This window comes from Bacillus sp. JST-5, from assembly GCF_057747715.1.
In genome coordinates this window covers 1-10,489 of record NZ_JBYLHW010000081.1, presented here as the reverse complement: position 1 = coordinate 10,489, position 10,489 = coordinate 1, and the positions used below count along the sequence as shown (strand labels likewise).

Annotated in this window: 10 protein-coding genes; all 10 read left to right on the top strand. The window is 38.7% G+C overall.

Annotated elements, in window-relative coordinates; all coding sequences use genetic code 11:
* Nucleotides 1–582 precede the first annotated feature (582 nt).
* The 10 genes from AC3ASS_RS12620 to AC3ASS_RS12575 all read left to right on the top strand — a co-directional run bounded on the left by AC3ASS_RS12620 (nucleotide 583) and on the right by AC3ASS_RS12575 (nucleotide 10,141).
* On the top strand, nucleotides 583–2,802 hold the full coding sequence (locus AC3ASS_RS12620; RefSeq protein ID WP_488283879.1) for a S8 family serine peptidase: 2,220 nt from the start codon (nucleotides 583–585) through the stop codon (nucleotides 2,800–2,802).
* A gap of 412 nt (nucleotides 2,803–3,214) precedes the next feature.
* Nucleotides 3,215–3,592 (top strand): ATP synthase subunit I, encoded by a 378-nt coding sequence (locus AC3ASS_RS12615; protein ID WP_488283878.1) that lies wholly within the window; start codon nucleotides 3,215–3,217, stop codon nucleotides 3,590–3,592.
* 18 nt (nucleotides 3,593–3,610) lie between these two features.
* Nucleotides 3,611–4,321 (top strand): F0F1 ATP synthase subunit A, encoded by a 711-nt coding sequence (gene atpB / locus AC3ASS_RS12610; protein ID WP_488283877.1) that lies wholly within the window; start codon nucleotides 3,611–3,613, stop codon nucleotides 4,319–4,321.
* Between the two features lie 69 nt (nucleotides 4,322–4,390).
* Nucleotides 4,391–4,606 (top strand): F0F1 ATP synthase subunit C, encoded by a 216-nt coding sequence (atpE, locus tag AC3ASS_RS12605; RefSeq protein ID WP_488283876.1) that lies wholly within the window; start codon nucleotides 4,391–4,393, stop codon nucleotides 4,604–4,606.
* Between the two features lie 131 nt (nucleotides 4,607–4,737).
* Nucleotides 4,738–5,253, top strand: a complete 516-nt coding sequence (locus tag AC3ASS_RS12600; RefSeq protein WP_488283875.1) for a F0F1 ATP synthase subunit B — start codon at nucleotides 4,738–4,740, stop codon at nucleotides 5,251–5,253.
* Entirely contained in the window at nucleotides 5,250–5,786 is a 537-nt protein-coding gene (locus AC3ASS_RS12595; protein ID WP_488283874.1) for a F0F1 ATP synthase subunit delta, read from the top strand. Before AC3ASS_RS12600 ends, AC3ASS_RS12595 begins: the two co-directional genes overlap by 4 nt.
* Before the next feature lie 24 nt (nucleotides 5,787–5,810).
* Nucleotides 5,811–7,319: a F0F1 ATP synthase subunit alpha gene (gene atpA / locus AC3ASS_RS12590; RefSeq protein WP_488283873.1), complete on the top strand. Its 1,509-nt coding sequence runs from the start codon at nucleotides 5,811–5,813 to the stop codon at nucleotides 7,317–7,319.
* A gap of 39 nt (nucleotides 7,320–7,358) precedes the next feature.
* Nucleotides 7,359–8,216, top strand: a complete 858-nt coding sequence (gene atpG, locus AC3ASS_RS12585) for an ATP synthase F1 subunit gamma (RefSeq protein ID WP_488283872.1) — start codon at nucleotides 7,359–7,361, stop codon at nucleotides 8,214–8,216.
* Between the two features lie 70 nt (nucleotides 8,217–8,286).
* On the top strand, nucleotides 8,287–9,708 hold the full coding sequence (atpD, locus tag AC3ASS_RS12580) for a F0F1 ATP synthase subunit beta (RefSeq protein ID WP_488283871.1): 1,422 nt from the start codon (nucleotides 8,287–8,289) through the stop codon (nucleotides 9,706–9,708).
* A gap of 25 nt (nucleotides 9,709–9,733) precedes the next feature.
* Nucleotides 9,734–10,141, top strand: coding sequence for a F0F1 ATP synthase subunit epsilon (locus AC3ASS_RS12575; protein WP_488283870.1), 408 nt, complete (start codon nucleotides 9,734–9,736; stop codon nucleotides 10,139–10,141).
* The last annotated feature ends 348 nt before the right edge of the window (nucleotides 10,142–10,489 follow it).

Genomic DNA, 10,489 nt, shown 5'->3' with positions numbered 1-10,489 from the left:
GGAATGAAAGAGTCAAGCGAAGTAGGCTTGACTCATGAATGACATCCTTTAGAATGAGTCCAAGGTGAAGAAGGTAAAAAAATAAAAAATTAAGAAAAACAGAGAATAGACGAATTTTTGTCCGAAAATTAGGGGGTCAGACCGTAGTTGCAAGTTTTTTTCGCATACTAGTTCAATAATGCACTGCTGGTCGATCAACTTGCAAATATATCAATGTGAGTTGCAAGATTTTTCGAACACTTGGTTAACCAATTTACCCTCTGAACAACGACTTGCAAATAAAATCAGCCTAGTTGCAAGATTTTCTTCGACTTGCCCATTCATATTCACGAGTGACAAATCATTTCCTAAAACCTCAACATTTAATTTAGAGTCAAATATGAAATTTAAGGAGAAATTGAACTCTTCAAATTTTACTCCTTCTTTACTTGAAAACAATTTTTCCAAACATGTTTTTTAAAAAAATTTGCCTAGTTTTGCCTCATTTAATCATTTCATTTGCCTCTTCCAATAATTGAAAAAAGAAAAGGACGTATACCCTCAATCGTTAAAGCAATGCTAAACAATAAAGGGGGGTGTACGATGAAAAAAGTATTGATCTTCTTAGCTTTGTTATTCATCATTCCACATCAAGCATATGCCACGTTCAATCGTTCCCTCCCACCACTTCCGAAAGAAAAAGAACATGAAGAAAAAATCTCCATTGTTACGTTGCAAGAACCGTTGACTAGGGAAGAGATACAAAACATGATTTCCCCTTACCCCAACATTCAATTGCGTCATGTATATACCCACGCTTTACAAGGATTTTCTGTTCAAGGACCAATAAAAGAATTAGAACAACTAAAACAAATTAAAGAAATACAACATCTGTATCCCTCATATCCATACGAAGCAAATGGGGAAAATTCCATTCATTTTATCGGGACCAATGAAGTAAGACATATTTTAGATGAAAAAGGAAGCCGTTTGACAGGAAAAGGAATAAAAATTGGTGTTATCGATACCGGGATTGATTACAATCATTTTGATTTAAGGAAAAATTTTAAAGGCGGTAAAGATTTTATTGATCAAGACAAAGATCCGATGGAAACAATTAACTATGGTCCGTACAATACGTTCCACGGAACACATGTAGCAGGGATTATTGCCGCCAATGGAAAAATGAGAGGTATTGCTCCAGATGCAGAAATAATTGCTTATCGGGCATTAGGTCCTGGGGGATTTGGCACGACCGAACATGTGTTAGCGGCGATTGACCAGGCGATAAAAGATCGAGTAGATATCATCAACCTTTCATTAGGAACGACCATCAATGGTCCTGATTTACCGACTAGTATCGCATTAGATAATACTGTGAAAAAAGGAATCATCGCTGTTACTTCTAATGGAAATTCCGGTCCTCAACTTTGGACGGTAGGAACACCAGGAACAAGTGAAAAAGCCATATCTGTTGGAGCATCGACACCACCTTTAGATGTACCTTATTTAGTAGTAAATGAGCGAAAAATTTCAATAAAACCTCTGATTGGCTCTGCTTCTTGGAAATTAGATCGTTCGTATGAAATTGTTTATGGAGGATACGGAGAAGAAAACGATTTTAAGCAAGTAAACGGAAAAATAGTTCTTTTAAAGCGAGGAAAAATTACCTTTACACAAAAAGCAATAAATGCTCTCAAACATGGAGCAAAGGCCGTCCTCATCTTTAATAATACAGAAGGTACTTTCCAAGGGAAGCTCGATGAAACGCTATCCATTCCAGTTGCTGCGATATCAAAAAAAGACGGGGAATACCTTCTAAATTTAAATGGAAAAACGGTTTTGGCCAATATAGAGATGGTACATGAAGTCGATCAATTAGCGGATTTTAGTTCAAGAGGACCGGTGACACACTCATGGGATATTAAACCCGAAGTAGTAGCGCCGGGAGTTGCTATAGAAAGTACCGTACCAAATGGATACCTTGCTTTAGATGGTACTAGTATGGCTGCCCCGCATGTAACAGGTGCATGTGCTCTCATTAAACAAGCACACCCTGATTGGAGCCCGGAAGAAGTGAAGGCTGCTTTAATGAATACGGCAAAAATTTTATATAAAAAAGATGGAAATCCTTATAAAACATATGAGCAAGGAGCCGGACGCATTCAATTAGATAAAGCAATCGAAACGAAAAGCCTCATAATGCCAGGACATTTATTGTTTGGGGAAGTTCATGGAAAAAGAAGAGATGAAAAAGAAACAATGATAACCATTAAAAATGTTAGTCAACAACAACAATCCTATTCTTTTGAAATCCCGCACGTGAACCCAGAGCTTCAATGGGAGTTGCCTAATCGTTTTTTATTAAATCCTGGTGAAAGTAAACAAGTGAAGATTTCTATCTGGTTAAAATCCGAGCATAAAAAAAGCAACATATATGATGGATTCGTAAAAGTTCATGCAGGATCCCAAACGATACATTTGCCATATCTTTATGTGGTAGAAGAACCTAACTATCCAAGAATTATGGGTTTTTCGATGGTAGAAGGAGATCGGCCAAATACGTACAGATATGAAACCTATCTCCCAGAAGGAGCAGATGAAATGGGAATCGCCTTGTATGATCCTGACACTCATCGGTTTATTCAATTTATCGATTGGCACCGAAATGTGAAAAGAGGCATGATTAAAAATGAAATTCCGTACGAAGATTTGCCACAAGATGGTGTCTATTTAGGGATTATTTTTGCAAGAAAGGATGGAAAAGAAGATTATATTGAACAGATGATAGAAATTAGGAAAAAACCTCATGCTGCTAATTAAGGCAGCATTTTAATTTTTTTCAGCAGGGAAAATCGTCTAAAAAATAGATTTTCTTTATCCAACATTTTAAATCGTTTCCTAATTTTATAAAATATGATAATTTTGTGAACAATAAAATTTGGAATGAAATGAAAGTGAACTTTTTCACACCAAAGAATTGACATCATGTTTAGCCTATTGTATGCTCATAAAGGGTAACTTTGATAAGGTTTTCATTTTTGATTCATGAAGATTTTGTTATCCACGAATATTTGATGAAATCTTGGTCAATGGGTATGTGACCTTTCATCCAAATCAACCTATTAGTTTGAATTCATTTCCGAGAATCTTGACCTCGTTTTACCATATCGGACTTGCCACAATAAAAGAAATACTCATTATGAAGGTATGAATTTACAGGAGAATTAGATAAATGCTTGAACTTGAAAGCATGTTTACTAGATATAAAAAATACATACTATACTTGTTATCTCTATATGTGCTCGGATGGGGATTTACTCCATATCAAAGTGTGTTTTTAGGGTTAATTTTTGGTACAAGTGTAAGCCTGTATAATTTGTGGGTAATGGTCCGAAAAACGAGAAGATTAGGTGAAGCGACACAAAGCGGGAAAAAATTTGCAACTTTAGGGACTTTTACTAGATTTGCATCAGCTGCATTAGTCGTTTTAGTAGCCTACGAGTATTCGGAATATATTGATTTAATCAGTGCTGTATTGGGACTAATGACATTTTATATTGTCATTATGATAGATTCCATTTTCATTATCGTCTTTAAACGTCATGAGTAGGGAAGAGAGGTGAAGAACGTGGATCATAAAGCTCCTATATATACGTTCTTAGGTTTAGACTTCAACTTATCAAACGTATTAATGATTACTGTCACAGCAGTTATCGTATTTATCATCGCTGTTTTATGTACTAGGAGACTAGCGATGAAACCAACTGGAGGACAAAACTTCCTCGAATGGGTGGTTGATTTTGTCAGAAATATCATTAACAGTACAATGGATTGGAAATCAGGCGCAAGATTCCACATTTTAGGATTAACGCTCATCATGTATGTATTTGTTGCTAACATGCTTGGTTTACCATTCGCCATTGTCGTTGACCACGAACTATGGTGGAAATCACCGACAGCCGACCCTGTTGTAACATTGTCATTGGCAATAATGGTAGTAGGTTTATCACACTACTATGGTGTGAAACTTAAAGGGTTCGGTGCTTATGGGAAAGAGTTCTTTAAACCGTTTTGGTTTATGTTCCCAATTAAAATTATTGAAGAGTTTGCAAACACTTTAACTCTCGGTCTCCGTCTTTACGGAAACATTTATGCCGGGGAGATTTTATTAAGTTTACTTGTTTCATTAGGTGTAAGCGGTGTTGGTGGTGCAATAGGTGCAGCCATTCCAATGCTTGCATGGCAAGGATTTAGTATCTTCGTTGGAGCAATCCAAGCATTTATCTTTACAATGTTAACAATGGTTTACATGGCTCACAAAGTAAGTCATGACCATTAATATATAATGTTCAATTAATTGAACAAAAAAATAATACAATTTTTTATAAATTAAAGGAGGACTTTTTAAATGGGTGCATTAGCAGCAGCAATTGCAATTGGTTTAGCAGCTTTAGGAGCTGGTATTGGTAACGGTCTTATCGTATCTCGTACAGTTGAAGGTATTGCACGTCAGCCAGAGGCTCGTGGTATGCTTCAAACTACAATGTTTATCGGGGTAGCTCTTGTTGAGGCGATTCCGATTATCGCGGTTGTAATCGCATTTATGGTTAGAACTGCAGCATAACATTTTAAGTTTAAAATGGCGAAGATCATTCATTAGAACCTTCGCCATTCCTTTATGTTTATTATCACGAAATGAACGTGATTCATGATAAATCTGAACTAGGATAACTCTTTGAAGGGAGTGAATCGAGCGTGTTAACAAGCGGCTTTGTATTAGGAGCAGGCGGTGTTACACTTGGTGATGCTGTCTATCAGCTGATTGTATTTTTAATTTTGTTAGCGCTCTTAAAGAAATTTGCATGGGGTCCGTTAATGGGCATCATGAAACAACGTGAAGAGCATATTGCTAATCAAATAGATTCTGCCGAAAAAGCGAAAAAAGAAGCGGACGCTTTACTTGAACAACATCGTCAAATGTTAAAAGATGCTCGACAAGAAGCTCAAAGCTTAATCGACAATGCTAGAAAACTTGGAGATGAGCAACGAGAAGAAATCATCCAAGCTGCAAGAGCAGAAGCTGTTCGTTTAAAAGAAGCAGCTAAAATGGAAATCGAGCAAGAAAAAGAAAAAGCAGTGGCAGCCCTTCGCGAGCAAGTGGCTTCTCTATCTGTATTAATCGCATCTAAAGTCATTGAAAAAGAACTTAGTGAGAAAGATCAAGCTCAATTAATTGAAGAATACTTAAAAGAGGTAGGAGAAGAGCGATGAGTCAATCTACAGTAGCGAAACGTTACGCATTAGCTCTTTTCCAGCTGGCAAAAGAACATGGACAACTTGACAGCATTGAATCTGAACTGAAAATTGTAAAAGATATTTTTACATCTTCCAAAGATTTAAAAACTGTCCTAGAATCTCCTAAACTTTCGCTAGAAAAGAAGAAAGAGCTAATAAAACAAGCTTTCTCTTCTGCCTCAGTATATGTATTGAATACTTTAATGATTCTTGTTGACCGTCATCGTGCAAATATTATCGGTGAAATGGCAGAAGAATTTATCAAACTTTCTTATGAAGATAAAGGATTAGCGGAAGCGAAGGTATATTCCGTTAGACTCCTAACAGAAGATGAAAGAACAGCATTAGCTGAAACATTTTCGAAAAAGTTAGGCAAAAAACAAATCGTGATTGATAACGAAATAGATACGAATTTGCTCGGTGGACTTAAGATCCGTGTTGGAAATCGAATTTTCGATGGAAGTTTACGCGGCAAATTAGAACGCCTCGAGCGTGAACTTATAGGCTAACAATCGTAATAAGGGGTGAAATTCATGAGCATCAAAGCTGAAGAAATCAGTGCACTGATAAAAAAGCAAATTGAAAATTATCAGGCAGAAATGGAAGTAAGCGACGTTGGTACCGTTATCCAAGTTGGGGACGGAATTGCTCGTGTTCACGGCTTAGACAATGTTATGGCTGGTGAGCTTGTTGAATTCTCCAACGGTGTAATGGGTATGGCCCAAAACCTTGAAGAAAACAACGTCGGTATTATTATATTAGGACCTTTCACTGGTATCCGTGAAGGTGATGAAGTACGCCGTACAGGACGCATCATGGAAGTACCTGTTGGTGAAGAATTGATCGGTCGTGTTGTTAACCCTCTTGGTCAACCAGTTGACGGACTAGGTCCAATCAATACATCAAAGACTCGTCCAATTGAAAGTCCAGCACCAGGTGTTATGGATCGTAAATCTGTTCATGAGCCATTACAAACTGGTATTAAAGCGATCGACGCGCTTGTACCAATCGGACGTGGACAACGTGAGTTAATTATCGGTGACCGTCAAACAGGTAAAACATCTGTTGCGATCGATACAATCTTAAACCAAAAAGACCAAAACATGATCTGTATTTATGTTGCGATTGGTCAAAAAGAATCAACAGTACGTACATCTGTTGAAACATTACGTAAACATGGTGCATTAGATTACACAATCGTTGTAACAGCTTCTGCATCTCAACCAGCTCCATTGCTATATCTTGCTCCGTATGCAGGTGTAACAATGGGTGAAGAATTCATGTACAACGGTAAACACGTCCTTGTTGTATATGATGACTTATCTAAACAAGCAGCGGCTTATCGTGAGCTTTCATTACTATTACGCCGTCCTCCAGGTCGTGAAGCTTATCCTGGTGACGTATTCTATCTACATTCTCGCTTACTTGAGCGTGCTGCAAAACTTAGTGATGCTAAAGGCGCCGGTTCTTTAACTGCGCTACCATTCGTTGAAACACAAGCAGGTGACATTTCTGCATACATTCCAACGAACGTTATCTCAATTACGGACGGACAAATTTTCTTACAATCTGATTTATTCTTCTCCGGTGTACGTCCAGCTATTAACGCTGGTTTATCCGTTAGCCGTGTAGGAGGAGCTGCGCAAATTAAAGCGATGAAAAAAGTTTCCGGTACACTACGTCTAGACTTAGCGTCTTACCGTGAACTTGAAGCATTCGCACAATTCGGTTCAGATCTTGATAAAGCAACTCAAGCTAAGCTTGCACGTGGTGCTCGTACAGTAGAAGTATTAAAACAAGATCTACACAAACCTATTAAAGTTGAAAAACAAGTAATGATTCTTTATGCCTTAACAAAAGGTTATTTAGATGACATCCCAGTAGAAGACATTCGTCGCTTTGAAAATGAATTCTACGTATGGTTAGATAAAAATCGTTCTGACCTTCTTGAAGAAATTCGTACAACTGGCAACCTCCCTGCTGATGAAGCAATGGATTCAGCAATTACTGAATTCAAGAAAACTTTTGCTGTGTCTGAGTAATCAGTTAAACTAAATTTAGAAAAAGGGTGGTGAGAACCAGTGGCATCATTACGCGAAATAAAAGGTCGGATCAACTCAACAAAGAAAACGAGCCAAATTACAAAGGCTATGCAAATGGTATCAGCTTCCAAATTAAACCGTGCGGAAATGAATGCAAAATCATTCGTTCCTTACATGGAAAAAATTCAGGAAGTTGTGGCTAGTATTGCGATAGGAAGTAACGATGCGAGCCATCCGATGATCGTTTCACGCCCAGTGAAAAAGACGGCTTATATCGTAATTACGGCTGATCGTGGTTTAGCCGGTGCTTATAACTCGAACGTCATTCGTAAAGTGTATCAATCCATTCAAGAACGTCATCGTTCTACGGATGAATACGGCATTATTGCGATTGGTCGAGTTGGTAGAGACTTTTTTATCAAAAAAGGCGCAAATGTTGTACTAGATATCGTTGGTCTACCAGATCAACCATCATTTATGGATATTAAAGAAATCGCAAGTAAAGCAGTAGGAATGTTTGCGGATGGTACATTTGATGAAATTTATATGTACTATAGCCACTATGTAACGGCGATCCAACATGAAGTAACGGAAAAGAAATTACTTCCATTAACAGACATTTCTACAACAAGCAAACTCATTTCTTATGAATTTGAGCCATCTGCAGAAGAGATTTTGGAGGTTCTCCTTCCTCAATATGCAGAAAGCTTAATTTACGGCGCGATTTTAGACGGAAAAGCAAGTGAACATGCTTCTCGTATGACAGCGATGAAGAATGCAACAGATAATGCGATCGAATTAATTAATACACTTACATTAAGCTACAACCGTGCACGTCAAGCTTCCATTACGCAAGAAATTACGGAAATTGTCGGCGGTGCAGCTGCATTAGAATAATGAGATTGTATCTTAATAAAGATGTAGATACACTTCAGCCATGATAACGAGACTGTTAGGAGGGAAATAGATGAATAAAGGACGCATTCTCCAAGTTATGGGTCCGGTCGTTGACGTTAAGTTCGAAAGCGGTCAACTTCCTGCAATTTACAATGCGTTAAAAGTTCAATATAAAGCAGAAAGTGATACTGAAGTTGATATTGACTTAACGCTTGAAGTTGCCCTTCATTTAGGGGATGATACCGTAAGAACAATTGCGATGGCGTCAACAGACGGATTAAAACGTGGAATGGAAGTAATCGATACAGGCGGTCCTATTTCAGTACCAGTTGGTAATGCAACATTAGGACGTGTATTTAACGTATTAGGTGAGGCTATTGACTTAGACGGTGAAATTGCCTCCGATGTACCAAGAGAACCAATTCATAAACCAGCACCAAAATTCGAACAACTTTCAACAGAAGTTGAAATTTTAGAAACTGGTATTAAAGTTGTTGACTTACTTGCTCCTTATATTAAAGGTGGTAAGATCGGTCTTTTCGGTGGTGCGGGTGTAGGTAAAACCGTATTAATCCAAGAACTTATCAATAACATTGCTCAAGAACACGGTGGTATTTCCGTATTCGCAGGTGTTGGTGAGCGTACACGTGAAGGAAATGACCTTTACCATGAGATGAAAGACTCTGGCGTTATTAACAAAACTGCGATGGTATTCGGACAAATGAACGAGCCTCCTGGTGCGCGTATGCGTGTTGCGTTAACTGGGTTAACAATGGCTGAATATTTCCGTGACGAACAAGGACAAGACGTTCTATTCTTCATTGATAACATTTTCCGATTCACACAAGCAGGTTCTGAGGTATCAGCGTTGCTTGGACGTATGCCATCTGCCGTTGGTTACCAACCAACATTAGCGACAGAAATGGGTCAATTACAAGAACGTATTACGTCTACAAACGTAGGTTCTGTAACATCTATTCAAGCGATTTACGTTCCAGCGGACGACTATACTGACCCAGCTCCAGCTACAACGTTCGCACACTTAGATGCTACAACAAACTTAGAGCGTAAACTTTCAGAGATGGGTATTTACCCAGCGGTGGACCCATTAGCTTCTACTTCTCGTGCATTATCTCCTGAAATCGTAGGAGAAGAGCATTACAATGTAGCACGTCAAGTACAAGCAACATTACAACGTTATCGTGAATTACAAGATATTATCGCGATTTTAGGTATGGATGAGTTAAGTGATGAAGATAAATTAGTCGTTCATCGTGCTCGTCGTATTCAATTCTTCTTATCACAAAACTTCCACGTAGCTGAACAGTTCACTGGTCAACCAGGATCATACGTACCGGTGAAAGAAACTGTTCGTGGATTTAAAGAAATTTTAGAAGGTAAATATGACCATCTTCCTGAGGATGCATTCCGTTTAGTTGGTCCGATTGAAGATGTAATTAAAAGAGCCCAAGAGATGGGTGTAGAAGTATAATATTTGGGACCGAGGAGGGTAAAAAATGAAGACATTGACTGTCAGTATCGTAACTCCCGACGGCCCAGTATATGAATCAGATGTGGAAATGGTAAGTACGAAAGCGAAAAGCGGTGAACTCGGTATCTTACCAGGCCATATTCCGATGGTCGCTCCGTTAGAAATTGGTGCAGTTCGCCTAATGAAAAACGGAAATACAGAACTAGTTGCAGTTAGCGGCGGATTCCTTGAAGTCCGCCCGGATAAAGTAACCATTCTTGCTCAAGCGGCTGAAAAACAAGAAGAAATCGATGTAGAACGTGCATTAAGAGCTAAAGAACGTGCTGAAAAACGCCTTCAAGATGCACAGCGCGAAAACATTGATTTTAAACGGGCCGAACTAGCGTTAAAACGTGCTATGAACCGCATCAACGTAGCACAGCGTAAATTTTAATATACGAAGAGGCTGGGATAAAACCCACTTCATCATTGAAAAAGCCAGTGAAATTTTTCTTTTAAAGTTTCACTGGCTTTCCATTTTATTTAAGCGTGCCCAGCTAAGCTGTTATCTGCTAGTTGGTGCAAGTCCAACCCGAGTAAGTGCCAAGACGCTCGGTAGCTGACAGGCAACTGGTGGAGAAATCCTAAGGTTGAAGCCCTGTGACAAAGTAACTCTCTTGGAGAGTGCGAGCAAATCAACAGACCGTAACATAAAGTGAATCCTGCCGCCTCGTCAAAAGAGACCTCCTATGGAGGACAAAGGGAAGTCGAGCCTGGTTAGATTGGGCGAAGACCACGGAAG